Genomic DNA, 24,974 nt, shown 5'->3' on the forward strand with positions numbered 1-24,974 from the left:
CCGCGAATAATCGACATCGTCGTGACCGGGATCACTCCGTCCCGCAGCGGCACGATCGCCCGTTCCTCGCAGTCGCCGAGCCGCCGGAGCACCGTCCGGCGCGGCTCGACCCCAGACCAGGTGGTGGACCCATGACGCACAGCCCCGCAGAACCAGACGCCGCCCCTCCGGACGAGGTACGGCACCACCCGCGGACTTTCGAACCCCTGACGGTCATCCTGCTCATCGTCCTCAGCGCCGGCGGCGCCATCATCGGCCTGCGGCTGGTCACGACCATCGGGATCTCGGCCAACACCTCGGTGATCGGCGCCCTGGTGGCGATGGTGATCGGCCGCCTGTCGATCCTCGGATTCCACAAGATGCGCAGCGTGCACCGGCAGAACATCACTCAGAGCGCGATCTCGGCCTCGACCTTCGCCGCGGCGAACTCGCTGCTCGCCCCGATCGCCATCCCCTTCGTGATGGGGCGTTCGGACCTGGTCTGGCCGATGTTCCTCGGCGCCTCGTTCGCCCTGCTCGTCGACGGGTTCATCCTCTACCGCGCCTTCGGCTCCGAGTTCCTGCCCTCGACGGCGGCCTGGCCCCCGGGCGTCGCCGCGGCCGAGACCATCAAGGCCGGCGACGAAGGCGGCAAGCGTGCCTGGGTGCTCGCCGGCGGAGGCGCCGTCGGGTTCGTCGGCTCCTTCTTCGGACTGCCGATGTCGGCGATGGGCGTCGCGTTCCTCGGCAACATCTGGGCCCTGTCGATGTTCGGCCTCGGTCTGCTCGTCAACCAGCACGTTCCGCAGCTGTGGAATTTCGACCTGGCCGGCGCCTACATCCCGCACGGAGTGATGATCGGCGCCGGTCTGGTCGCCCTGGGCCAGGCGGTCCGCATCCTCGCGCGCAGCGGAGAGAAGGCGGCCAGCCTCGCATCCGTCGCGGACCAGCCCACGGCACGGCTCGAGGCGGCGACCGACGACGGCACCGATCCCGCGCTGCGCCCTACGGTCACACCGGACCGGCTGCGGGCGGCGCTGCTCAACGGCTACGTCCTCTACATCGCCGGTGCGATCATCCTCGCGATCGCCGCCGGGCTCTGGGAGGAGATGCCGCTGGTCGCACTGATCGGTTGGGTCCTCTTCGCCGCCGTCGCCGCCATCGTCCACGAGATCATCGTCGGCCTCGCGGCCATGCATTCCGGCTGGTTCCCGGCCTTCGCCGTCACACTGATCTTCCTGATCATCGGCATGCTCATCGGGATTCCGATGGTGCCGCTGGCGCTGTTCGTCGGCTACTGCTCGGCGACCGGCCCGGCCTTCGCCGACATGGGCTATGACCTCAAGGCCGGGTGGATCCTGCGTCGCGGGGAGCGACCCTATACCGCCTACGAGCTCGAAGGACGCAAGCAGCAGTTCTACGCCTCGATCGTCGGATTCTTCGTAGCCATCGCGATGGTGGCCCTGCTCTGGGAGTCCTTCCTGGAGACCGGGCAGATCCCGCCGGTCTCGCAGGTGTTCGCCGACACGATCATGGCCGGCCTGGATGACACCTCGGTCTGGATCAGCCTGGGCATCTGGGCGGTGCCCGGTGCCCTGATCCAGCTGCTCGGAGGATCCCGGCGGCAGACGGGCGTGCTGCTGGCCACCGGCCTGCTCATCTCCACCCCCTGGGCGGGGTGGCTGGTGTTCATCGCGATCATCGCGCGCCTGCTCTGGACGCGGTGGCGCGGAGCGCAGGGCGAGAACGAGATCGTCCTGTTCGGCGCCGGCATCATCGCCGGAGACGCGATCTGGGGCACCGCACAGGTCGTCAAATGACGGCCGGCTCGACGGCGCCCCGCAGTCGAGCGCGACGCCGTCGAGCACCGCGGAAGCCCCGCCTCTACAGACTCAAACACAGACCCGCGCAGTCCCGCTCCGGGGCTGCCCGTACGAAGGAGAAGACATGGAAGTCGTCAGTCGGATCGAGAGCAACACGAGCTACCTGGACTATGAGGCCACCCTCGGCGCCCGCAAGCTGATCGAGGAGATCATGCTGGTGTCGAAGGGCGAGAACGTCGTCATCACCGCGGACACCGCCAGCGACATGCGCGTCGTCGACGTCACCGCCGCGGCCGCCTACGCCGTGGGTGCGAACCCCGTGGTGATCCGCTATCCGACCAGCTGGACCAGCGCCGTCGAGCCCTCGGCCCCGATCGCCGCGGCCATCGCCGAGGCGGACGTGTGGATCGAGTACCAGCTCGGCTATCTCATGCACTCCGAGGCCTTCCGCGTCGCGCTGGGCAACGGATGCCGCTACATCAACCTCACCGGCATGGACGTGCAGATGCTCGTCGATACTGTCGGTCGCGTGGACTATGCCGAGGTCACCGAGCTCGGCCGGGCGCTGGTGCGGCTGCTCGAGGAGGCCTCGGAGATCCGCATCACCAGCCCGGCCGGCACCGACATCACCGCGACCATCGGGGACCGTCCCATCAACCTCCGCGGCCTCCCGGCCACCGAGCCCGGCCAGTCGGTCATGCTCTCCGGGCAGATCTCATTCAACCCCTACGAGGACACGCAGAACGGCGTCGTCGTCTTCGACGGCGGCGCCTGGCCGCCCAACGAGCTCGGCCTGCTCAGCTCGCAGATCCGCTGCGAGGTCTCGAACGGCGTGATCACTGAGATCACCGGTCCGGGCACGGAGGCCGCCACCTACGCGAACTGGCTGTCCTCCTTCGATGACCCGAACATGCACCGCATCGCTCACTGGAGCCTCGGCTTCAACCCCGGCGTGCCCCAGCTGACCGGCCGCATCGTCGAGGACGAGCGGGTCTTCGGCACCGTCGAGTTCGGCATGGGCACCAAGGGCAGCTGGATCGGCGGCGACCACTGGGCCGCCGCCGCCCATACCGACGCAAGTATGAATCTGCCTTCCATCCACCTGGACGGCACACCGATCGAGGTCGACGGTCGCTACGTGCACCCGGAGATCGTCGAGATCTGCCGCCGCATGGGCATCGAGGGGTACTGATGATGAACTCGACCGCCCGTTCCCTGCCGCCCCGGCGGCTCGACGGCCTCGAGATCACCGAACACTTCCTCGAGGTCCCGCTCGACCATGCGCATCCGGCGGAGACGATCACTATCTTTGCCCGCGAGCTGGTGACCGCGGAACACGCCCACGATGAACTGCCGTACCTGCTCTGGTTCCAGGGCGGACCGGGGAACCGGGCGGATCGGCCGACGGGCGTCTCCGGCTGGCTCGAACGGGCCCTGGAGGACTACCGGGTCATCCTGCTGGACCAGCGGGGGACAGGCTTGTCCACGCCGCTGAGCCGCGAGTCGATCCCGCCGGGACTCTCCGCCGAGGAGCTCGCCGACCACGCCGCGCAGTTCCGGGCCGATGAGATCATCGCCGACGCCGAGGCGCTGCGGCGCCATCTCCGAATCGACTCCTGGTCGTTGCTGGGACAGAGCTACGGCGGGTTCCTCGCGGTCAGCTACCTCTCCCGCCACCCGGAGTCGCTGCAGGGGGTGATGATCACCGCCGGACTGCCGACGCTGAGCGGGGATCCCGACGAGGTGTATCGGCGCACCTTCCCGGCGGCCGCCGCGCGCAGCGACGAGTTCTTCGCGACCTTCCCCGGCACCGCCGAACGCATCTGGGAGATCGTCGAGCACCTGGACGCCGTCGACGAGTTTCTCCCCGACGGCGAGCTGCTGACCGTCGAGCGCCTCCAGACGCTGGGGATCCAATTGGGCACCGACACGGGCTTCCGCACGCTGAACTACCAGCTCGAGACGGCGTTCATCGACACCCCTGATGGGCGGCGCCTCAGGGACGTCTTCCTCCGGGAGGTCCAGGACGCGGTGTCCTTCGCCAAACGGCCGCTCTACGCCCTGCTGCACGAGTCGATCTACTCGCGGGGGAGGCCCACGCGATTCTCCGCCGAGCGGGTGCGGGCCGAGTTCCCCGAGTTCGATCCTCACCGTCGTCGGGCCGACGGGCCGTTTCGCTTCACCGGCGAGATGATCTTCCCCTGGCAGTTCGACCAGGATCCGGCGCTGGTGCCCTTCGCCGGCGCGGCCGCGGCGCTGGCCGAGCGCGAGGGGCTGGCCGATCCGTTCGACGACCAGGCGTTGCGGGAGAACGCGGTGCCGGTGGCGGCGGCGGTCTTCGCCGACGACATGTTCGTCCCGCAGGAGACCTCGCTCGCCACGGCCGAGATGATCGGCGGTCTCGACGTCCAGCTCAGCGACGAATACCACCACGATGGGATCCGCCGGGACGGCTACGCGATCGTCTCGCGGCTGCTCGCCTCAGTCCGCGACCGGTGAGGTCCCGCCGCGGCCCGCTGGGGCGGGTACATCGCGGCCCATCGGGTCGCGGCACGATCTGCGAAGGAGAGAACCCATGCTCAGAGAGGTCATGGACAGTCTGGACCTGCTCGATGCGCCGACGGCGGACGGGGAACGCGTGGCTGCTGCGCTGCGCGCAGCCGGCGCAGAGGATGTCGAGGTCACCCCGGTCGCCACGGAGCGCGGATCCACCGACTTCCTCCGGCTCCTGATCCCCGGGACCGACGGCGCCGACGGGGGAGGGGAGGCGCCGACGCTGGGCATCATCGGCCGGCTGGGCGGCATCGGCGCCCGGCCGAGCCGCGTCGGCTTCGTCTCCGACGGCGACGGAGCCGCCGCCGCAGTGGCTTGCGCGCTCAAGCTTTCCCGAATGCGGGCCCGCGGGGACCGGCTCGCCGGCGACGTCGTCCTCGCCACGCATATCTGCCCGGACGCCCCGACGCTGCCCCACCGCCCCGTGGAGTTCATGGACTCCCCGGTGGACATCAGCACGATGAACAGGCACGAAGTGTGTGAGGAGATGGACGCGATCCTCTCGATCGACACGACCAAGGGGAACCGTCTGGTGAACTCCTCCGGGGTCTCCCTCACTCCGGCGGTGTTGGACGGGTATGTTCTCAAGGTGCCGGAGGACCTCCTCGACGTCCTGGAGAGCACGACCGGACGTCCGGCGGTGACCTTGCCCATCACCACACAGGACATCACGCCCTACGGCAACGGGCTGTCCCACATCAACAGCATCATGCAGCCGGCCACCGAGGCCCGGGTCCCGGTGGTGGGCGTCGCGATCACGGCGGAGACGACGGTACCTGGGAGCGCGACCGGTGCCAGCCACGAGGGCGATATCGCGTCAGCTGCTCGATTCTGTCTCGAAGCCGCTCAGAGGTTCGGCCGAGGGACGGCGGACTTCGTCGATCCGGAGGAGGTCGCCACGCTGCATCGTCTGTACGGGTCGCTCCGGCACCTCTCCCAGCAGGGCGCCTGAGCAGACGCAGGGAGGTGGAGGCCCGGTGCTCGCCGCCGACCTCCGCCTCACCACGTGGCCGCCTCACTACCTCACCGTTTCGTCCACTCACCGCATCCGTTCGTCTCGAACGCCACGTCAGTCTCGGCGATCGTCACCAGAGCCTGGCCCTCGGAGACGTTGTTGTTCGTGATGATGTCGTCGAGGTCTCCGCCCGTGCCGGAGAGCCGCGCCCAGTAGCAGTTGATGCCGGTGACCTCGGTGCTGTACGTGCCAGCATCGATGTCCTCGCCGACGATGTACACGCCCGTCCCCGGGATCGTGTTCTCCTCGACCTCGGTCTCCTGCGTCGAGATCTCCTCCTCGCGGGTGTCCAGGTCCTCCTCCCGGGTATCGAGGTCGGAGCTGCGGGAGTCGAGGTCAGAGGTACGGGTGCCGAGCTCCTCTTCGCGAGTGTCCAGCTCCGAGTCACGCTCGTCGGCAGCCTGCCGCTGCTCTTCGAGATCAGCCGGCGGGACCTCGACCTCTTCAGTCTCGGTCTCGGTGATCGTCTCGGTCTCGGTGACGATCTCAGGCTCGGGATCCGCGGAGGCCGCGCCGCCCAGCGTCGTGCCCACGATGAAGGCCACGACCACGCCGACGACCCACGGCCATCGACGGCGCTTCTTCGGCTCCGGCGCCGCGCCGGGCGGCGGCTGCGGCGGCATGGGCGGCGGCGGTCCCATCGGAGCGGGCGGGCCGGGAGGCCCGGGAGGCGGTCCGGCGGGTCCGCCCGGCCCAGGAGGCGGAGGCATCTGCGCGGGCGGGCCGGGCGGCTGTCCAGGGGCTGGCGGTCCGTCGGCCGGTGGAGGCCCGGAAGGCTGCCCAGGTCCCGCGCCGTCGTCAGGCGGGGGAGACTGCGGCGGGATCGGGCGGGTCGGCTCGTCGTCGTGGGACATCTGAGGCTCCTCATCCAGGTGCGCGTGGTGATCTGCGGCGACTCATCGGCACTTTCGACCGGCGGGTGCGAAGCGCCGGTCGGTGGCCGATGAGTCGTGTACGTCACACTACGGGCAGGTTCTGACATCGACGCCTGCAGCATGCGCCCCGCGCATGCAGTGAGTGATCCGGCGGGCGTCGGAGGTGCCGCACGCCCGTCACAGGTTCGCCTTGACGCGGCACTCATGGACGGTCTAGCGTGATGTGAATCACGATGGAAAGCGCATTCTGAACGGTGCGGGGTTACGCACTGATGGCGAGGAGAGGCAAGGCATGACGACAGAGGCTCCTGAACGACGAGGGGCGCGCACTGAATCGCCTGCCAAGTTCCGGGGAAATCCCTGGTCAGGACGGGTGTCAGCAATCGCTTACCCGGCTGTGTTCCTGCTTTTGGTCGTGCTGCTCTGGTGGGGTGCCACCTCGACGGGGATGGCGCCTCCGTATATCCTTCCGTCCCCCGAGGACACTTGGGCAGCGCTATCCGAGAATGGTGCGTACCTGGCGCTCCACACCTGGGTGACGGCAGTCGAGACCATCATCGGCTTCCTCATCGCCGCCGTCGTGGGCGTCGGCATGGCGGTGATCATGGTCTACTCGCGGACGCTCGAGCGGACGTTCTATCCGATCATCCTCTTCGCCCAGGTCATCCCCAAGATCGCCATCGCCCCGCTGTTCATCGTCTGGCTGGGCTTCGGGCCCGAGCCGAAGGTCCTCGTCGCCGTGCTGATGGCGTTCTTCCCGATCGTCATCGCCGGCATCAGCGGGCTCCGGTCCGTGGACCCGGAGGCTCTCGAGCTTGCCTCCATCATGGGCGGCTCGCGGTGGAAGACCTTCATCAAGATCCGCTTCCCCGCGGCGCTGCCGGAGCTGCTCTCCGGTCTGAAGGTCGCTGCGACGTTGGCGGTGACCGGCGCCGTCGTCGGCGAATTCGTCGGTGCGAACGAGGGCCTCGGCTACGTGATCCTCCAAGCCAACGGCAATCTCGACACCGCGATGCTCTTCGCCGCGCTCATCATCATGTCCGCCTTGGGTGTACTGCTGTTCCTCATCCTCGAGGTTATCGAGCGGATATCCATCCCGTGGCACGCCTCCCACCGCAACAAGGACGCCTGAGCAGAGACGCTCCGCGACGTCCCGCCGGGCACCGCCGGCGAACGATCAGAAAGGGATCTCCATGACCCGCATGACCCGCGAGAACTCGACGACGAATCAGTCGCGCATCTTGTCGCTGACGGCGATGCTGGGTGCCGGAGCGCTGGCCCTGACCGCCTGCGGCGGCGACGGCGGCTCCAGCGGCGACGGCGATCTGGACGAAGTCAGCCTCATGCTGAACTGGTATCCCTATGGGGAGCACGCGCCGTTCTACTACGGCGTCGAAGAGGGCATCTTCGAGGACCACGGGATCGATCTCGAAATCCAGTCCGGACAGGGGTCGACCCGGACGGTGCAGGCGATCGGCTCCGGAGAGGCCGACTTCGGCTGGGCGGATACGGCGCCGCTGATGTCCAACATCGACCAGGGTGTCTCCGTGAAGAGCGTCGGAGTGTTCCTGCAGACGACGCCGTCGGCCGTCCAGTTCTTCTCCGACTCCGGCATCGAGGAGCCTGCCGACCTCGAGGGCAAGACCATCGCCGTCTCGGCCGGCGACGCGCCGACGTCGACCTTCCCACAGTTCCTGGAAGAGGCCGGCGTCGACGCCGACGCAGTGGACCAGCAGAACCTCGACCCGGCCGGCAAGGTCTCCTCGGTGATCTCCGGTCAGGTCGACGGACTCATCGGCTTCGCCCACGATCAGGGGCCGCAGATCGAGGACGAGAGCGGCGACGAGGTCTCTTACATCCGTTACAGCGACGTGGGACTGAACTTCTATTCGAACGGTCTGGTCGCCAGCCAGGGCACCATCGACGACGATTCCGACCTCGTCGAGCGTATGGTCGCCGCGACGTCCGAGGCTTTCGACGCCGCCGTCGAAGAACCCGACGCCGCCGCCGGGGCTATGGAAGGTAAGGACCCGCAGCTGCCCGCCCAGAGTGTCGTCGTCGATCAGTGGAAGCAGACCAGCGAGATCCTGACCACGGAGAACTCTGAGGGCGAAGCTCCCGGGTGGAACGCCGCGGAGGACTGGGAGAACACCATCTCGGTGATGTCTGAGGCCGAGCTGATCGACGAAGAGAATCCGGTCGAGACCTACTACGACGACTCCTTCGCGCCGGAGGGAGAATGATGACCGTGGAGACGCCGAGCCCGTCGACCGCCGTCGAGACGGACACCCTGGTCGACGTCGACGACATCACGATCCGATTCGACTCCAAGAAGAGCTCCGTGGTCGCTCTGCGGGGCGTCTCGCTGCAGATCCAGCAAGGCGAGTTCATCGCGATCGTCGGACCCTCTGGGTGCGGCAAGTCCACGTTGTTGCGGGCGATCTCCGGCATCACCTCCACGACGGAGGGCAGCGTCTCGCTGCGTGGGGACCAGGTGGTCGGCCCTCGGCAGGATGTCGGATTCGTCTTCCAGCGGCCGGCACTGATGCCGTGGCGCGACGTGCGTCGCAACATCCTGCTGCAGGCCGAGATGCGGGGCATGGACCGGGTAGAAGCGCGTGAACGCTGCGAAGACCTGATTCAGTTCACCGGACTCACCGGATTCGAGAAATCGCTGCCGCACCAACTCTCCGGCGGCATGCAGCAGCGGGCGGCGCTGTGCCGTTCTCTGCTTCATCAGCCGGATGTGCTGCTCATGGACGAGCCTTTCGGCGCCCTCGACGCTCTGACCCGCGAGAAGATGAACGTGGAGATGCAGCGGATGTGGCGCGAACGGGACATGACCGCGGCCCTCGTTACGCACTCAGTGGCAGAGGCGGTGTACCTGGCGACCCGCGTCGTGGTGATGGGCGCTCGTCCCGGGCATGTCGTGGAGGAGTTCACAGTGAACCTTCCCCGCGAGCGTGACTATGAGGAGACGATGGAGGACCCGGAGTTCCATCGCGTCGCTGGGCGGGTGCGCGAACTGCTCGGGAGCGCGTCCTCGCACGAGTGACATCAGGGTGCCCGGCGTGGTCGGGCGGCTCATCGCGACGTGCCGGTGGTCGGCCGATGTCGTGTGGTGCCGGCTCCGACCCGAACCCTGGCCGCTCGGTGCTCGCGAGCATTAGCGTGGCGGCAGGAGGCGCTGAGCGGATCGGCTGGTGCTGACCAGCTGCATCATCGGGGAGGGGAGACTAATATGCAGATCGCCGTCGCCGGAGCCACCGGCACTGCCGGAGCGTCCACCGTCGCGCTGGCACGGGAGCGCGGCCACCACGTCGTCGAGATCTCCCGATCCGCAGGCGTCGACCTGCTCGCCGGCGAGGGGCTGACCGCGGCACTGGCCGGCGTCGACGTCGTCATCGATGCCTCGAACCCGCGTCTTCAGGATCCCGAAGCCGACCTCGTCGAGGCCTATGCTCAGGCGACGACGCGGCTGATCGCGGCCTGTCGCAGAGCCGGCGTCGAGCATCTGGTATACCTGTCGATCAGCACTATCCACGACCCGGCCTTCGACGAGTTCCCCTATTACCTGGCGAAGCGCGCCCAGGAGCAGGTCATCGCCGACAGCGGCTTCCCGGCGACGATCATCGTCACCACCCAGTGGCATGAGTTCGCCGTGGACCCCGCCGCGGTGACGACCGGCGACTACGAGGTCACCGTCCAGGACTGGCTGATCCAGCCGGTCGCCGTCGCCGTCGTCGCCGAGGTCCTGCACGACGCCGCACACTCGCGCCTGCCGCGCCGCTCGCTGGCCGGACCGGAGACCCTCCGGCTGTCCGAACTCACCGAGCGCTACCTCGCCGCCCGCGGCGACGATCGGCCGGTGCGCACTGTCGAGGCTGCGATGCCCGCGCTGGCCGATGGAGCGCTGCTCGCGCCCGAGGGCGCCGAGCTGGTCGGCCCGTCAGTCGAGGAGTGGCTGGCCGGCCAGGCGCAGTAGGCGAACCGGGCGCGGCCTCACCGCTCGAGCAGCTCCTCGGTCTCGGTGCCGGGCACCGCCACCGAGACCTGGGTGCCCCAGGGGTCGCAGGTGACCACACGGCGGCCGTCGTCGTCGAAGTCCAGCCCGGCCGCGCGGTAGCGGGCGACCAGCGCATCCAGGTCCTCACGCTGCGGCACGGTGATCGCCAGGTCGCCCAGCCCCAGCCGCGAGGCGCGCGGACCGGCCCCGCGGCTGTTCCAGGTGTTCATCGCCACGTGGTGGTGATACCCGCCGGCTGAGGCGAAGAGCGCCCCGGGCAGCGAGGCGGTCGGGTCGAAGCCCAGCGCGCCGACGTAGAACTCCCGTGCCCGCTCCACGTCGCCGACCTGCAGGTGCACGTGCCCGACCACTCCGGCCCGCTCGGCGCCGGCGTCGAGGACGCCCTGGTCCAGGTGCTCGCGCAGGTACTGCTGCGGATCCAGCCGCAGCGAATCCATGGTGACCCGCCCGTCGTGGACCTCCCACATCGTCCGCGGCCGGTCCCGGTAGATCTCGATCCCATTGCCCTCCGGGTCGGTGAAGTAGAAGGCTTCGCTGACCAGGTGATCGGCCGAGCCGACGAACCGCGAGAGCGGGTGCTGCGCGGCCCGGTAGAGGGTCGCGGCCAGGCTGGCCTCGTCCTCGACGAGGAACGCGGTGTGGAACAGCCCGGCCGCGCGCGGATCCACTGCGTTCATGCCCGGAGCATGGACCAGCCGGACCATCGGAGTGGTGCCACGCCCCAGCACCCGGTGGACCTCGCGGCCGCGGGTGCGCTCCTGCAACGGCTCCATCGCCAGGGCAGTGGCGTAGTACTCGGACATCATCTCCAGGTCACCGACGTGCAGGGTGACCGCGTCCATCGACGTCTCCGGGTGGATGACGCGCTCGACGTCGGCGGCGGGGGAGGCAGGGAGCATGGCGGACCTCGCAGGAGTCGGGCGGGAATCTCCCGCCGGGTTGTTGTTGCAACAACTATCAACGCAGTGGGCGCCGCGGATGTTCCCCCGGGTCGGTACGACTATATTGTCATCCTGACTAGTCAGTCGTACGATCTAGTCATGACCTCGATGCACCACGAGCCGGAGGAGCGGCCCGCCGACTGGCCGTCGGAATGGCCTTCCGAGTGGCTCCGTGCCGTCCTCGAGCTCTGCGTGCTGCGCATCCTCGCCGACGGCCCGACCTACGGCTACGAGATCGCGACCCGCCTGGCCGACGAAGGACTGGGCACCGTCAAGGGCGGCACGCTCTACCCGCTGCTGCAGCGCTTCGAGCAGTCCGGCCGGGTCGAGGTCGACTGGCGCCCCGGCGACGGCGGCCCGGGGCGGAAGTACTACCTGCTCACCGACGCCGGCCGCGCTGACCTCGCCGCACGTCGCGCGCACTGGCACCAGTTCGTCGCCACCACCGCTGACATCCTCACTCCGCAGGAGGAGACGCCATGACCCGCTCCCGCTCCACCGACGCACGTTCCGTCGAGGAGACGCTGGCTCCGCACGTCGACCGCGAGTGGGCCGGCGACTTCATCGTCGAGCTGCGGCTGCACGGCGTCGCCGGCGACGACATCGGCGCCGCGCTCGCCGAAGTCGACTCCCACTGCGCCGAGAGCGGCGAACCGGCGGGCGAGGCCTTCGGGGATGCCGGCGAGTACGCCCGCAGCCTGGGACTGCCGGAGACCGAGGAGCAGGCGACGGCGGCCGTGCTGCGGCGGACGCTGCCGACCCTGGTGCAGCTGGCCGGCATGCTCGCCGTGATCACCGCCGCACCTGAGATCGCCGCCGGGCAGGCGATGAGCGTCACCGCCGGAGCGCTGGTCAGCGCTCTGGTGCTGGTGGCGGTGGTCCTCGCGCTGGGACTCTGGCCGGAGAAGACTCTGGGCGCGCTGGCCGGCCCGCGGTGGAAGGCTGCCGTCGCCGCCCCACTGTCCCTGGCGCTGATCGTCGCGCCGACGATCCTGCTGCGTCAGGAGCTGCTCGCCGCCCCGGCCGGACCGAGCCTGGCCGCCGGCGCCGTCGTGGTGCTCGCCGGCGTGCTCTGGGATCTGGTCCTGGTCCGCCGCGAAGCCCGCGACCCGGAGCAGGACATGCTCCTCACCCCCTGGGACGGCGCGGTGGAGCGCGATCGCCGACGGCGCAGCATCGCCTGGGCCGAGCGGTTCCGGCTGCTGATGATTCCAGCGGGCACCGCGGTCATGGCCGCGGTGTTGCTGCTGTTCGGCTGACACCGGCCGCGCTCCGAGCAGCCCGGCTCACCGGTATTCGGGGTTCACATGCTCCGCCCCGGTGCCGGCGTCCCAGGCGCGGCGATCGTTGCCGTAGGAGGGGATCCCGCCGGCGGCGCGGAGCATCGCCGCCAGATGCATCAGGTTGTAGGTCATGAACGTGGCGTTGCGGTTGGTGAAGTCGTTCTCCGGGCCGCCGGAGCCCGGGTCCAGATAGGACGGGCCGGGGCCGGCCTCGCCGACCCAGCCGGCGTCGGCCTGCGGCGGGATGGTGCAGCCGAGGTGCTGCAGGCTGTAGAGCACGTTCATCGCGCAGTGCTTGATCCCGTCCTCGTTGCCGGTGAACAGCGCCCCGCCGACCCGGCCGTAGTAGGAGGACTGGCCGGCGTCGTTGAGGTCGCCGGAGTTCGAGTAGAGCCGCTCGATGACCCGTCGCATCACCGAGCTGTTGTCGCCCAGCCAGATCGGGCCGGCCAGCACCAGGATGTCGGAGGCCATGACCGTCCGGTGCAGCTGCGGCCACTCGTCGGTCTCCCAGCCGTGCTGGGTCATATCCGGCTGCACGCCGGGGGCGATGTCATGGTCCACCGGGCGGATGACCTCCACGCTCACCCCGTGGTGGCGCATCAGCCGGGCGCTGGCCTCCACCAGCGCTCCGGTGTGGCTGACCTCCGGGGACGGCTTGAGCGTGCAGTTGAAGAAGGTCGCGCGCAGATGGCTGAAGTCCGAGGCGGTCGCCGCAGTGGAGCGCCGCCCGGCTGCCTGGGTGTCGTGATCAGTCGATGTCATGGGGCACCTCGCTGTCCGATTGCCGATGAACGATGGGGGAGGGCGGCGCCTCACCGGGCAGGCGTCACCGCATCTCGGGGCGGCCGCCGTCGCCGAGGTCCGGGTCGGGCAGCACCTCGCCCGGATCATGCAGCTGGACGCGGACGCCGTCGAGCCGCAGCCGCCGCAGCCCCTCCAGCGTCATCCGGCGGCCGACGTCGCTGACAGCGTGCACCCGCGAGACGTCCAGCAGCACGGTGTCCCGGCGCAGGGTGGCCATCAGATCCAGCAGCTGGGCGGCGGCGGTGAACTCCACAGTCCCGCGCAGCACCAGGGTGGCGGTGGTTCCGTCGTCGTCCAGCTCCACCCGGTCCGGCAGGCCGCGGTCCGCGGCGAACAGGTGCATCCCCATGTCCGCGGAGAGCCGCTCGAAGGCCATGCGCCCGCGGACGCTGTTCCCGCGCGCGTCCAGACGCGGGGAGAAGGCACTGATGCCGGCCCGGTCGGGCAGCACTCCGACCATCCCTCCGGCGACCCCGCTCTTGGCGGGGATGCCCACCCGGGTCAGCCAGTCGCCGGCCGCGTCGTACATGCCGGCGGCGGCCATCACGGCCATGACCTGCCGGGCCACCTCCGGCGGCATCAGCTGCTCGCCGGTGCGCGGCTGGACTCCGCCCGCGGCGAGCGTCGCCGCCATCATCGACAGGTCCTCGACCGTCACCAGCAGCGCACACTGGCGGACATAGCCCTCCACGAGCTCATGGGCCGGATCGTCGACGATGCCGTAGGTACGGAGCATATGGGCGATGGCCAGATTGCGGTCCGCCGTCTCGAGCTCCGAGGCGGCGACACGTTCGTCGACCGCCAGCTCCCGGTCGGCCAGCCGCGAGCACAGCACCCGGATCCGCTCGACGCGGTCGGCCGCCGTCGTCGTCGGGCCGACCAGCAGCGCATGGGCGGTGATCGCGCCGGCGTTGATCATCGGATTCCTGGGACGATGCGTCTCGCCCTCCAGGGAGAGCTCGTTGAACGCCTCGCCGGAGGGTTCGACGCCCACGGCCTCCAGCACTCGGTCCAGGCCGCGGTCCATGATGGCCGCCGCATAGGCGAACGGCTTGGAGATGGACTGGATAGTGAAGGCGACCTCCGCATCGCCGGCGGAATAGGTGCTGCCGTCGGCGGAGGTGATGGCCAGGGCGCTGCGTTCGGGATAGGCCGAGGCCAGCTCCGGGATGTAGTCGGCCGTCGCGCCGTCGTCGACGTCGCGCAGCTCGGCGAGGACTTCCTCGAGGTAATCGGGGATCGGGGTCTTCATGCCGCCGTGGTCCTTTCAGCATCGGAGCCGGGAGTCTGAGGCAGGTCCGGGCGACCCGGCTTCCCCGAGTGCGCGCGGCTCAGGGTCAGCGCAGCGCCTCCAGATGCGCCGGGCGCACCGCGTCCACGGCGTCGTCTACCTCGTGGTGGGACTCGAGCCACTTCTTCACGTACGGGCAGACGGGCACGATCCGCCATCCCTCGACCGCGCTGGTCTCCAGCGCCGAGCGGGTCAGCGTGCTGGCCAGCCCGAGCCCGCCGAAGGCGTCGAAGATCTCGGTGTGGTAGAAGATCCGCTGGCCGTCGTCGGGCAGGTCCTTGTACATCGAGAAGCCGGCGAGCTCGTCGCCGACGTGCACCTCGAAGCGGGACTCCTCGCCGTTGCGGCGGACGGTCTCCTGCTGATCGGAGGTGCTGGGGGAGCCGGAAGTCCCGGTGGTGTGGTCGTCGGACATGAGTGTTCCTCCTGAGAGTCGGGCGGGCGGCGTCGGCAGGGTCGGCGGCTCAGCCGCGGCCGTCGACGCCCTCGGCTTCGTCCAGCTGCTGCTTGCGGGGGAAGTACCACTGCATCACGCCCCGCAGGTTGTCGGCGTCCGGTCGGGCCCAGTTGCGCATCAGCTCGCCGCCGAAGGAGATCGTGGTCACCGGGCTGGCGCCGGCGGCGATCATCCGGTCGAAGGCGCGGTCGTGCGCGACGGGGCTGATGCCGCCGACGGCGTCGGCGACCGGGTAGACCTCGTAGCCGGCGGCGAGCATATCCAGCGTCGGGAACGTCAGGCAGACCTCGGTCCAGAGCCCGGCGATGACGACCTTCGTCCGGCCGGTGGCCTCGACGGCGGCGCGGAACTCGGCGTCCTCCCAAGCATTGACCCCGGTCCGGTCGATCTCGCCGACGCCGGGCAGCTCGTCGCGGATGGCCTGCGCGGTCCCGGAGTTCACGCCCATGTCGACGCCGACGGTGGAGAGCACCACCGGGATGTCATAGGCATGGGCGATCTTGGCCAGACCGATGACGTTGAGATCGATGCGCTCCCGCGAGGCCGAGGTCACCGTGCTGTACTGCTCCGGCTGGTAATCGATCAGCGCGAGCACGCAGTTCCCCGGGGAGAGCAGGTGATCCTGCTGCGGGTCCCGGGCCGGCTCCTGCTGCGTCTTGGGGTGCTGAGTCATGATCATCATCCTCCCGGAATCGTGGCAGAGCTCACAGGGCTCCGCTTCCTGAGGCAGAGTAGCACCGGCACCCTGGGCCTGTCCGGACGCGATCCGGTGCGACGACGGCCTCCCGCCTGTCGTTCTGCGCCGGCGTTCAGCCGAACGTCCTATCCTCCCGACGCGTCAGACACATCACCCCACAGCAGGCGAGGAGGAGCGGCCATGCTCGACACTGACCGGACGGACCAGACACGCACCCCCGTGCCGGAGGAGACGTCCGACGGCGACGACGGCGCGGCCGCCGCCGCGACCCCCGCCGCGGCACCTGAGCCGATGCCCGGGGCACGCCGGACCGCCGCCGTCGTCGTGGTGGAAGTGCTCGGGACGCTGGCACTGGCCTGGAGCACCGCCGCGCTGCTCTCCGACCACGGCGCGCGCATCACCCTCGGCGGAGTCATCACCGCAGCGCTGCTCGCCGCCGCCGGGGCCGGCGTCGTCGGGCTCGGCCAGCAGACCCTGCGCGGACTGGCCGAGCGGCCCGCCCCGCTGATCGTGGCGATCCTGCTGGCCGGCGCGATCATCGCGCTGCCGGTGGTCGTGCTGCCGCCGGTGCTGGCCACGCTGGCGCCCGGCGCGCCGATGCTGGTCTCGATCCTGGTGGTGCTCGCCGCCTGGGGCGTCGGCTATGCGGTGTTGACCACCGGTGCGGCCGACCCGCTGCTCGACGAACAGGCGCTGCGGGAACGCCGTCGTGCGCTGCGTCGGCGGACGCTGGCGATCGCGGTGGTGCCGATGCTGATCATCCTCGCCGGCGGCGCCTGGTGGGTGCAGAACTGGCTCGCCGAGCAGAACCCCTTCGGCAGCTGAGGCCCGGCGGCTCGGCGGCGACACGTCCCGACGGCGCCTCAGGCGCCCGACACCATCGCCACCAGCGCCTCGACACAGTCGTCCACGCCCCACTCCGGATGCGTGGTGTGCCGGTCGATGGCCAGCGTCACCGCCGCCGAGAGCAGCCCGGTGGCGGTGATCTCCAGCCGCGTCCGGCTCGCCGGCGCGCGCCCGGCGACGGCGGCGACGGCGGCGTCGAGGGAAGCCAGCTGGTCGGCCAGCAGCGCGACGATCGACTCCTTCTCCGCCCGCAGCTGCTGGGCCTCGTCGTCCCGCCGGCGGGCCAGCGCGAAGGCGACCAGTCCGGTGAAGGAGGGGTGGGCGTCGAGGAACTCCACCGCGGCCCGCAGCCGGGCGGCGAAGCCGGCGCGCTCGCCGTCGTCATCGGCGTCGACGTCGTCACCCTCGCCGCGGGGCTCGGTGCGCTCGGCGGCGGCGTCCATCATCACGCGCAGCTCCTCGCCGCCGTGGACGAGCATCTCGCGCACCAGCCGGTCCTTGGAGCCGAACTGGTAGTAGACCGAGCCCTTGGCCACTCCGGCGATCGCGGCGAGCTCGTCGACCGTGTGCTCGTGGACGCTGCGATGGTCGTCCAGGGTCATCATCGCCTCCAGGATTCGCACCCGGGCGGGGCGCTTCGGGCCCGGTGCGGCGTCGGCGTCGTCACTCATGCTGCTCCTTCTGGTGCGGGTCCTGCTGGCTCCTGCGCGGCGGGTGCTGGTCTCCATCCTCCCGTGCTCCGGCGCCTCACGCCGCCTCGGCGAAGGGCGGCTGCAGCCGCTTCAGCGACCACGTCTTCTTCCGCCGCACCGCGAAGGTCATGATGCTCAGCCCCACGGCGGCGGTGAGCACCAGCGCCGCCGCGGCCGTCGTCGCCGAGGACAGCTGCCCGCCGTAGATGGCGTGCCGCAGCCCGTCCACCACATAGCTCATCGGCAGCCACTGATGCAGCGCGGACAGCCCGTCCGGCAGCGTCTCGGCCGGATAGGTCCCGCCCGAGGCGACCAGCTGCAGCACCAGCAGCACGATCATCAGCATCTTCCCCGGATTGCCCAGCAATGTGACCACCCCCTGGATCAGTGCGGTGAACGCCACCGAGGTTGCGGTCAACAGGCCGAAGGACATCCACGGATGCACCGGCTCCAGCCCGAGCCCGAAGACCACTGCGGTGTAGACCAGCCCGGCCTGGACCAGCGAGAGCAGCAGGAACGGCAGCCAGGAGCCGATCACGATCGCCGCCGACGGCGCGTTGGAGGCCAGCGCCCGCGGCGAGACCGGCCGCAGCACCTGGATCATCACCAGCGCGCCGATCCACAGCGACAACCCGAGGAAGTAGGGCGCCATGCCGGCTCCGTAGCTGCCGGCCTCGGTCTGGGCGGTCTCGGCGACGCGCAGCGGATCGCCCATCACCGAGGAGAGCTCGTCGCGCTCCTCGGCGTCGGGATCGGGCACATCCTCCGCGCCGGAGGAGAGCCTGTCGGTGAGCTCTCCGGCGCCGTCGACCAGCTGGGCGGAGCCGTCCTGGGCGCCGGACAGTCCGTCGCGCAGCGAGACCGCGCCCTCGGAGAGGTCGGTGGCGCCGGTGTCGAGCTGGGCGGCGCCGGTGATCAGCTCGTCGACGCCGGAGTCGACGGCGGTCGCGCCCTCGGAGAGGTCGCTCGCGCCGGCGGAGAGATCGTCGGCGCCGGAGGACAGGCTGTCCGCGCCGTCCTTCGCCGACTGGGCGCCGGCGGTGAGGTCCGGCAGCCGCGTCGCCAGCGAGCCGGCGCCGTCGGCGAGCTCCGAGCTGCCCGACTCCAGCTCGGCGGCGCCGTCGGCGACGTCGCGGGAACCGGCGGCCAGCTGGTCGATCTGCTCCTGGGCTTCGGTCAGCTCGGTGCGGGTCTGCTGCGCCCGGTCCAGCAGCTGCGAGTCCGCGGCGGTGGAGGCCAGTGCCTCGCGGGCGGAGGCGACGTCGTCCTCGGCGATCACCCCGGCCTCGACCAGCTGCTCGACGGTCTCGTCCACCCGGCCCTCGGCGTCGGACTCGAACTGCTGGATCACCTCAGTAGCCTCGTGGGAGGCGGCCGAGAGCTGCTCGTTGCCGTCGGCGACCTGCTCTGCGCCCTCGGTCAGCGAGCCCAGCCCGGTGTGCAGATCCTCGGCGCCGGCGGAGAGATCGTCGGCGCCGGACTCGGCGGCCGCGGCGCCGTCGACGAGGTCGCCCAGCCCGGAGGAGAGGTCGCTCGCCCCGGTGGAGAGATCGTCGGCGCCGGAGGAGAGCGTCGAGGCGCCGTCGTCGAGCTGGCCGGTGCCCTCCTTGAGCTCGCCCAGCCCGGTGGAGAGGTCGTCGACGCCGTCGTCCAGATCTGACGCGCCGCCGGCGAGGTCGGAGGCGCCGGAATGGAGGGTGACCAGGCCGTCGTCCAGATCGGAGGCGCCGTCGGTGAGCTCGTCGGCGCCGTCGGCGGCCTGCAACATCTGCTGGTGGATCCGCCCGAAACCGGTCAGCAGCTGGTCGGCGGACTCCTCGCCGACCTGCGCGGCCACTGAGGCGTGGACCTCGGAGGCCAGCGAGTCGACGATGCTGGACAGCAGGTAGTTGTTGGCGTCATTGGTGACCACCTGCAGCTGGGCCTGCTCGGCGGACTCGAAGTCGCCGGGGGAGGCCAAGGCCGCCGAGAAGTCCTGCGGGATCACCAGGGCGAACTGTTGGTCACCGGAGGCGACGTTCTCCTCGGCGTCCTCGACCGAGTCGACGTCGACCCAGTGGAACGAGGCATCGTCGGCGAGCTCCTCGGCGACGTCGTCGCCGATGGTCTGCGCCTCGCCGTCGAAGTCCGCGCCGTCGTCGAGGTTCACCAGCGCGGCGTCGACGTCCTCCAGGTTCCCGGTGGGGTCCCAGTTCGCGTAGAGGTAGATGCCGCCGTAGATCACCGGGACCACCGCCAGGGCGAGGACGGTGAGGATCGGCAGGATGCTGTCGGTCAGCCGCGACAGTTCGGAGCGGATCAGGCGCAGGAAGGTCATCGGTTCTCCGCGGGGGAGTCGTGGGGGATGTCGTCGTCGGCGCTGCCGGGTGCGGCCTCCGGGGCGGGGGCCTCGTCGTCGGGCTCCTCGTCCGCCGGCGGCTCGTCAGCGGTGACGACGCGGTGGTCCGTGCCGGCCGGGGCACGATCGACGACGGCGATCACGCTGGTGTCCGACTCCTCGTCGACCAGGGCGGCGAGGGTGTCCTCGAGCGTCTCGCCGGTGAGGTCATGACGATCGGGAGAGTCGAGGACCGCGAGACGGACCTGGGGATCGGCGAAGGCCAGGAGCGTGAGCAGCTCGATCCGCTCGGGGGCCGGCAGCGCGTCGACATGGTCGCCGGCGACCCCGCTCCAGTCGTGGGCCTGCATCCAGGCCCGCGGCGACGACGGGATCCTGTCGCGACGGTGCGGCAGCCGCGCCCGCAGTGGGCGCAGGCCGAGCGACTCGGCCACGACGCGGCGGACGCTCATGAAGTGTTCCGGGGAGGTGATCCCCTCGGCGTCGACGACGGCGGCGGCGCGACGGCGAGCACGCAGACCCGGCTCGTCGTCGAGGAGGAGCTCGCCGCCCTCGGGCGCCATGCGGCCGGAGAGGATCAACGACGCGGCGGTGCGGCCCGCCGGGGTGGGGATCTCGAGGAAGACCAGCTCCCCGGCGGCGATCCGGAATCTGGTGGGCGGCACGATGAGGGCGTGCCGGTCATGGAAGCTCATCGAGCGCACATCGAGCATGTGTCGATCGTAATGAACTGACTGGTCAGTCTAAAAGTTTCGTGAGCGACGGAACATCGGGGTGGTGGGGTGGGTCCGCGAGGCGGTGGGGCCGGTGGTCCGTGTGGGCGCCGCTTGTCCCCGTCCAGTTGGGCGGGGGCACCGTCCCGCCTCGTCCAGTTCTCAATTCCCAGCCCAACTGGACGGGGAGTTCTGAACATGACGGGGCGGAGCGGACCGTCTCCGCGTGTCTTGCCGGCGCGCTGCTGCTCAGCGCCTGCGGCGGGTCTCCTGAGGAGGAAGGTCAGGCCGGTTCCGAGGAGCCGAGCGCAAGCGCCTCGGCGAGCGAGAGCGCCGACGGCGGCTCTGATGAGGAGGCCTCGTCGAGCGACGGGCCGTCGGGCGGCTCTTCGAGCGAGTCGAGCGGTGGCAGCGCCGGCGAGGGCGTCTCCGACGGCTCGGGTGAGCCGATTCCGGCGTCGTCGGACGGACCCGCCCAGAACTGGCCCGAGCCCGAGGCTCCGGAGGAGATCACTGAGAAAAGTAACGAGGGAGCCGAGGCGGCGCTGGAGTACTGGTGGGAGCTGTATGCCTACGCACGGAACACCGGCGACACGTCGTCACTGGTCAAGATGTCGATGTCGACATGCGACTACTGCAAGGCGCGAGTCGAGCACACCATAGGCGTCTATGACCAAGGCGGCTGGTGGCATCAGGATGAGTACGAGATCAAGGACATGGCTCTCGTCGAGCAGGATGATGGTTCGTACAAGGGCTACTTCATCTTGGGCGGTGGGACGTTCATCAGTTACTCGGAAGACTCTCCCACGCAGGCCGAAGACGATTCCAGTGTCCAAAGATGGGGTGCGAAGTTCGCGTATGCAGATGGCCGGTGGGTCGGGGAGGATCTGAGCCACCTTTGTACAGAGGGTGAGGACGAAGGGTGCGATCTCTCCTGATTCGGCCAGCTCCTGGTTTTCTCGGCACCGCCCTGGCGATTCTTCTATGCTTCGTGGCACCTATCGCCCTGCAGGGGGTGTTGGCCTCTGACGCCGCAGACAAATGTGAGTACAAGCAGACCGCCGGCAAGGACGACTCTGCTGGCTCCCTCACCGGGGGCGCGCAAGAGTGTGAAGCACCGACGACTGACGGTTTCGTGGATTCGGACGAGAAAGAATCGGAAGGTGGGGGCGGCTCCGATAATCAGGGCCGTGGACAGCCCGAGGGGGCCGATGACGTTCGCGGACCTGCTAATCAGCCAGGTGCCGGGGGTCCAGAGAACGAGGGGGATCCGGGCGAGGAAGTCACCTATGAAAAAAGCAATACGTGTTTAGCAGGTGCGGTCCCCGACTCCGCGTGCATCGACTTGAATGGCGGGCCGGGGTGCACAGCGCCGAACGAGCCGCTGGATGTCCCGAGGCGTATCTGTGAGACGGGCCCTGAACCGGAACCTGAGCAAGACGAACAGTCAGCTGATCCTGAGCCTGTCACTGTTGCTCGGGAGGAATTCGTGGAGATGTCCCTCGAGCCTGCATCTGTGCAGTTCGAGCCTGATCTGCTGGGCTTCGGCTATAAGGGGCGGCACACGAACATCTACGCCGACGTGGGCACCCAGACGACCTCTGGTGAGGTCCTCGACGCCACCATGGAGCTGCGCGCCATTCCGGCCTCCTATTACTGGACATACGGCGACGGCACATCGCGGATGACGTATGAGCCGGGTGGCCCATTGTCGGACTACGACGGCACCGGCGAGAAGATCAACACAATGGACTTCAAGACCCCTACCTCGCATGTCTATGAGGAGACCGGGCTCTTCGAGGTCACGGTGACCACCGAGTTCATCGGCCAGTACCGCTTCGACGGCAGTGAATGGGCGGGCATTCCGGGCAGTATCAGCGTGGAATCGTCACCCGGCGAGGCCGACATCTGGACCCAGAACTCCCGCTGGGTCTCCGGCGCCTGCGAGTCGCAGGACCAGTGGGGCTGCAACGGGCCGGTGCAGTTCGATCCGTCCACAGACCGTCCGCCGAAGATCTATCAGGATCAGTACGACGAGAACGGCAACTGGATCGGCTCGGCGAACTGAGGCTCGAGAGCCGGTTCGCGCGACGACAACCGCGTGCCAGACCTCTCCCTCCCCGGTGAGGCACTTCATGGCCAACTCACCGGCCCCGGCATAGACTCGCCAGCAGGCGACCGTCGCGTCGCATCAGGGGCGCGGCGGCCGGGAGTCTTTCCAGAACAGGAGATGTCATGCCCACAGTCGCGCGGAACATCGTCGACACCCTGCACGCCTCCGGAGTCCAGCGGGTCTACGGGATCCCCGGCGACTCGCTCAACGGCTTCACCGATGCGCTGCGCGTCGCCGGCACCCTCGACTGGGTCCAGACCCGCCACGAGGAGGCCGCCGCCTTCGCCGCCAGCGCCGAGGCGCAGACCACCGGCGAGCTCGCCGTCTGCGCGGGCAGCTGCGGGCCGGGCAACCTGCATCTGATCAACGGCCTCTACGACGCCCAGCGCTCGCGGACCCCGGTGCTGGCCATCGCCGCCCACATCCCCAGCGAGGAGATCGGCTCGGGCTACTTCCAGGAGACCCACCCGCAGGAGGTCTTCCGCGAGTGCAGCGTCTACGTCGAGCAGGTCTCCACCGCCGAGCAGATGCCCCGGCTGCTGCGCGTGGCCATGCGCGAAGCCATCCAGAAGCGCGGGGTGGCCGTGCTGGTCATCCCCGGCGACGTCGCCCTGCAGGAGATCGAGGCCGAACCGGAGGCCATCCGCCCGGCGCTCTCCACCACGGTCCCTGCCGAGACCGAGCTGGAATCCGCCGCCGAGATCCTCAACGAGCGCAGCAAGGTCACCATCCTCGCCGGGGCGGGTGCGGCCGACGCCCACGACCAGCTGCTGGCGACCGCCGAGCGGCTGCAGGCGCCGATCGTCCACGCCATGCGCGGCAAGGAGCACATCGAGTACGACAACCCCTACGACGTCGGCATGACCGGCCTGCTGGGCTTCTCCTCCGGCTATCACGCCATGGAGGATGCCGAGACGCTGCTGGTGCTCGGCTCGGACCTGCCGTACCAGCAGTTCTATCCGGACGCGAAGGTCGTCCAGGTCGACATCCGCGGCGAGCAGATCGGCCGCCGTGCTCGCGTCGACGTCGGCCTGGTCGGGGGAGTGGCCGAGACCCTCGACGCGCTGCTGCCGCGGCTGAGCGAACACCGCAGCTCCAAGCACCTGGACGCGATGACCAAGCACTACCGTCGCGCCCGCAAGGACCTGGACTCGCTGGCCAGCCCGTCGAAGCGCACCATCCACCCGCAGTACCTCGCGCGGCTGATCGACGAACAGGCCGCCGACGACGCCGTCTTCCTGCCCGACGTCGGCTCGCCGGTGGTCTGGGCCTCGCGCTACCTGACCATGAACGGCCGCCGTCGGCTCATCGGCTCCTTCGCCCACGGTTCCATGGCCAATGCGGTCTCGCAGGCGATTGGCGTGCAGTCGGTGGACAGGAACCGCCAGGTCATCGCCATGGCCGGCGACGGCGGGCTGGCGATGCTCATGGGCGAGCTGATGAGCCTGACCCAACATGACTTGCCGGTGAAGACAGTGGTGTTCAACAACTCCTCGCTGAACTTCGTCGAGGTGGAGATGAAGGCCGCCGGCTTCGTCAACTACGGCACCGAGCTGGCGAACCCGAACTTCGCCGACGTCGCCGAGGCCACCGGCATCCGCGGCATCCGGGTGGAGAGCTCGGCAGAGCTGCCGGGTGCGGTCGAGGAGTTCCTCGCCCACGACGGCTCGGCGCTGCTGGACGTGACCACCGAGCGGCAGGAGCTGTCCATGCCGCCGACGATCACCGCCGAGCAGGCCAAGGGCTTCACGCTCTACGCCATCCGCACCGTGATGTCCGGCCGCGGCGACGAGCTGATCGACCTGGCCCGGAACAACGCCCGGCAGCTGTTCTGATCCCGCCCCTGGCCGGCACCGAGAGCAGCCCGACCAGACCCCACAGATGAGGAGCCCCATGACGTCCGCCGCCCGCACGACCACCGCCGCCGTCGAACGTGCGGTCCTGGCCCGGGCGTTGGAGGAGGCCGGCCCTGAGGCGCCCACGCTCTGCGCCGGCTGGGACGCTCAGGACCTCGCCGCGCATCTGGTCATGCGCGACGGCCACCTGGATCTGCTGGCTCGACGCCGCATCCCGACGCCCGGCGCGCACTTCCGCGGCGAGCCGCCGGCGGAGGGTGTGTTGGACTTCAGCGACCTGCTCGAGCGCTTCGCCGCCGGGGCGCCGCGCTGGTCGCCGGCCCGGATCGGCTCCCTCGACGAGGCGATGAACACGCTGGAGTTCTTCGTCCATGCCGAGGACGTGCTCCGCGCCGGGGCCGAGACGCCCTCGTGCCGGCGCGATCTCGACCCGGCGGTGGAGGCCCGGCTCTGGTCGTTCGCGGCGAAGACGCTGTTCCTGGCCGCCGCGCGCTCGCAGCATCTACGGGTGGCGTGGGTCAGCCCCGGCTTCGGCGCGGTGACCCACGGCCGACGGCGCGATCCGCTGCAGATCGTCGAGGGCGCGCCCGGCGAGCTGGTGCTCCGGGCCTTCGGTCGCGGACAGGTCGCCGATGTGACCGTGCGCGAGGTGTGACCGCCGCGTCGGG

Annotated in this window: 24 protein-coding genes; 15 read left to right on the forward strand and 9 right to left on the reverse strand. The window is 69.7% G+C overall.

Annotation, left to right across the window (positions count from 1 at the left end):
• The first annotated feature begins 131 nt into the window (after positions 1-131).
• The 4 genes from GCL72_RS04970 to GCL72_RS04985 all read left to right on the forward strand — a co-directional run bounded on the left by GCL72_RS04970 (position 132) and on the right by GCL72_RS04985 (position 5,307).
• Positions 132-1,799 (forward strand): OPT/YSL family transporter, encoded by a 1,668-nt coding sequence (locus GCL72_RS04970; RefSeq protein ID WP_211364973.1) that lies wholly within the window; start codon positions 132-134, stop codon positions 1,797-1,799.
• A 127-nt stretch (positions 1,800-1,926) separates the two neighbouring features.
• Positions 1,927-2,994, forward strand: a complete 1,068-nt coding sequence (locus GCL72_RS04975; protein WP_153143603.1) for a 2,5-dihydroxypyridine 5,6-dioxygenase NicX family protein — start codon at positions 1,927-1,929, stop codon at positions 2,992-2,994.
• Positions 2,994-4,301 (forward strand): alpha/beta fold hydrolase, encoded by a 1,308-nt coding sequence (locus tag GCL72_RS04980; protein ID WP_211364974.1) that lies wholly within the window; start codon positions 2,994-2,996, stop codon positions 4,299-4,301. The genes GCL72_RS04975 and GCL72_RS04980 overlap by 1 nt, the downstream gene beginning before the upstream one ends.
• 76 nt (positions 4,302-4,377) lie before the next feature.
• Complete coding sequence (locus GCL72_RS04985) at positions 4,378-5,307, forward strand: DUF1177 domain-containing protein (protein WP_153143604.1); 930 nt, start codon at positions 4,378-4,380, stop codon at positions 5,305-5,307.
• Positions 5,308-5,378: 71 nt separating this feature from the next.
• Here GCL72_RS04985 and GCL72_RS04990 read toward each other — a convergent pair whose 3' ends face one another.
• Positions 5,379-5,993: an Rv1352/Rv1906c domain-containing protein gene (locus GCL72_RS04990; RefSeq protein ID WP_153143605.1), complete on the reverse strand. Its 615-nt coding sequence runs from the start codon at positions 5,991-5,993 to the stop codon at positions 5,379-5,381.
• A 544-nt stretch (positions 5,994-6,537) separates the two neighbouring features.
• Between GCL72_RS04990 and GCL72_RS04995 the strand changes: the two genes are divergently transcribed.
• The 4 genes from GCL72_RS04995 (at position 6,538) to GCL72_RS05010 (ending at position 10,230) form a co-directional block, all read left to right on the forward strand.
• Entirely contained in the window at positions 6,538-7,377 is an 840-nt protein-coding gene (locus tag GCL72_RS04995; RefSeq protein WP_153143606.1) for an ABC transporter permease, read from the forward strand.
• 61 nt (positions 7,378-7,438) lie between these two features.
• Entirely contained in the window at positions 7,439-8,488 is a 1,050-nt protein-coding gene (locus GCL72_RS05000) for an ABC transporter substrate-binding protein (RefSeq protein WP_246161021.1), read from the forward strand.
• Between the two features lie 98 nt (positions 8,489-8,586).
• Positions 8,587-9,300: an ABC transporter ATP-binding protein gene (locus GCL72_RS05005; RefSeq protein ID WP_246161022.1), complete on the forward strand. Its 714-nt coding sequence runs from the start codon at positions 8,587-8,589 to the stop codon at positions 9,298-9,300.
• A gap of 186 nt (positions 9,301-9,486) precedes the next feature.
• Positions 9,487-10,230, forward strand: a complete 744-nt coding sequence (locus GCL72_RS05010) for an SDR family oxidoreductase (protein WP_153143608.1) — start codon at positions 9,487-9,489, stop codon at positions 10,228-10,230.
• 17 nt (positions 10,231-10,247) lie between these two features.
• Here the strand turns inward: GCL72_RS05010 and GCL72_RS05015 are convergent, their stop codons facing one another.
• Positions 10,248-11,171, reverse strand: coding sequence for a VOC family protein (locus tag GCL72_RS05015; RefSeq protein ID WP_153143609.1), 924 nt, complete (start codon positions 11,169-11,171; stop codon positions 10,248-10,250).
• A 141-nt stretch (positions 11,172-11,312) separates the two neighbouring features.
• Here GCL72_RS05015 and GCL72_RS05020 point away from each other — a divergent pair, with 141 nt between their 5' ends.
• Together GCL72_RS05020 and GCL72_RS05025 are read left to right on the forward strand one after the other, a co-directional pair.
• Entirely contained in the window at positions 11,313-11,696 is a 384-nt protein-coding gene (locus GCL72_RS05020) for a PadR family transcriptional regulator (RefSeq protein ID WP_153143610.1), read from the forward strand.
• Complete coding sequence (locus tag GCL72_RS05025; RefSeq protein WP_153143611.1) at positions 11,693-12,472, forward strand: hypothetical protein; 780 nt, start codon at positions 11,693-11,695, stop codon at positions 12,470-12,472. The genes GCL72_RS05020 and GCL72_RS05025 overlap by 4 nt, the downstream gene beginning before the upstream one ends.
• A gap of 27 nt (positions 12,473-12,499) precedes the next feature.
• Here the strand turns inward: GCL72_RS05025 and GCL72_RS05030 are convergent, their stop codons facing one another.
• The 4 genes from GCL72_RS05030 to GCL72_RS05045 all read right to left on the reverse strand — a co-directional run bounded on the left by GCL72_RS05030 (position 12,500) and on the right by GCL72_RS05045 (position 15,724).
• Positions 12,500-13,261 (reverse strand): flavodoxin family protein, encoded by a 762-nt coding sequence (locus GCL72_RS05030; protein ID WP_153143612.1) that lies wholly within the window; start codon positions 13,259-13,261, stop codon positions 12,500-12,502.
• Positions 13,262-13,325: 64 nt separating this feature from the next.
• Entirely contained in the window at positions 13,326-14,555 is a 1,230-nt protein-coding gene (locus tag GCL72_RS05035; RefSeq protein ID WP_153143613.1) for a glutaminase, read from the reverse strand.
• An 85-nt stretch (positions 14,556-14,640) separates the two neighbouring features.
• Positions 14,641-15,009, reverse strand: coding sequence for a GNAT family N-acetyltransferase (locus GCL72_RS05040; RefSeq protein ID WP_153143614.1), 369 nt, complete (start codon positions 15,007-15,009; stop codon positions 14,641-14,643).
• Between the two features lie 49 nt (positions 15,010-15,058).
• Complete coding sequence (locus GCL72_RS05045; RefSeq protein ID WP_153143615.1) at positions 15,059-15,724, reverse strand: hydrolase; 666 nt, start codon at positions 15,722-15,724, stop codon at positions 15,059-15,061.
• Positions 15,725-15,928: 204 nt separating this feature from the next.
• On the opposite strand from GCL72_RS05045, the gene GCL72_RS05050 reads away from it, so the two are divergent.
• On the forward strand, positions 15,929-16,573 hold the full coding sequence (locus GCL72_RS05050; protein ID WP_153143616.1) for a hypothetical protein: 645 nt from the start codon (positions 15,929-15,931) through the stop codon (positions 16,571-16,573).
• A 38-nt stretch (positions 16,574-16,611) separates the two neighbouring features.
• Here GCL72_RS05050 and GCL72_RS05055 read toward each other — a convergent pair whose 3' ends face one another.
• From GCL72_RS05055 to GCL72_RS05065, 3 genes are all read right to left on the reverse strand, one after another.
• Positions 16,612-17,265 (reverse strand): TetR/AcrR family transcriptional regulator, encoded by a 654-nt coding sequence (locus tag GCL72_RS05055; RefSeq protein WP_170289562.1) that lies wholly within the window; start codon positions 17,263-17,265, stop codon positions 16,612-16,614.
• A 76-nt stretch (positions 17,266-17,341) separates the two neighbouring features.
• Complete coding sequence (locus tag GCL72_RS05060) at positions 17,342-19,603, reverse strand: YhgE/Pip domain-containing protein (protein ID WP_153143618.1); 2,262 nt, start codon at positions 19,601-19,603, stop codon at positions 17,342-17,344.
• Positions 19,600-20,337: a hypothetical protein gene (locus tag GCL72_RS05065; RefSeq protein WP_153143619.1), complete on the reverse strand. Its 738-nt coding sequence runs from the start codon at positions 20,335-20,337 to the stop codon at positions 19,600-19,602. The genes GCL72_RS05060 and GCL72_RS05065 overlap by 4 nt, the downstream gene beginning before the upstream one ends.
• Positions 20,338-20,465: 128 nt before the next feature.
• Between GCL72_RS05065 and GCL72_RS05070 the strand changes: the two genes are divergently transcribed.
• The 4 genes from GCL72_RS05070 to GCL72_RS05085 all read left to right on the forward strand — a co-directional run bounded on the left by GCL72_RS05070 (position 20,466) and on the right by GCL72_RS05085 (position 24,961).
• Positions 20,466-21,275, forward strand: a complete 810-nt coding sequence (locus tag GCL72_RS05070) for a DUF6318 family protein (RefSeq protein WP_211364976.1) — start codon at positions 20,466-20,468, stop codon at positions 21,273-21,275.
• Positions 21,276-21,853: 578 nt separating this feature from the next.
• Positions 21,854-22,405, forward strand: a complete 552-nt coding sequence (locus GCL72_RS05075) for a hypothetical protein (RefSeq protein WP_246161023.1) — start codon at positions 21,854-21,856, stop codon at positions 22,403-22,405.
• A 167-nt stretch (positions 22,406-22,572) separates the two neighbouring features.
• Positions 22,573-24,285 carry a ubiquinone-dependent pyruvate dehydrogenase gene (poxB, locus tag GCL72_RS05080; protein WP_153143621.1) on the forward strand — a complete coding sequence of 571 codons (1,713 nt, stop codon included), beginning with the start codon at positions 22,573-22,575 and terminating at the stop codon, positions 24,283-24,285.
• Positions 24,286-24,343: 58 nt separating this feature from the next.
• The gene (locus GCL72_RS05085; protein ID WP_170289563.1) at positions 24,344-24,961 is read left to right on the forward strand and encodes a TIGR03085 family metal-binding protein; all 618 of its coding nucleotides are present in this window, start codon (positions 24,344-24,346) and stop codon (positions 24,959-24,961) included.
• The last annotated feature ends 13 nt before the right edge of the window (positions 24,962-24,974 follow it).

The sequence above is a fragment of the Nesterenkonia halophila genome (genome assembly GCF_009467795.1).
Lineage (GTDB): Bacteria > Actinomycetota > Actinomycetes > Actinomycetales > Micrococcaceae > Nesterenkonia > Nesterenkonia halobia.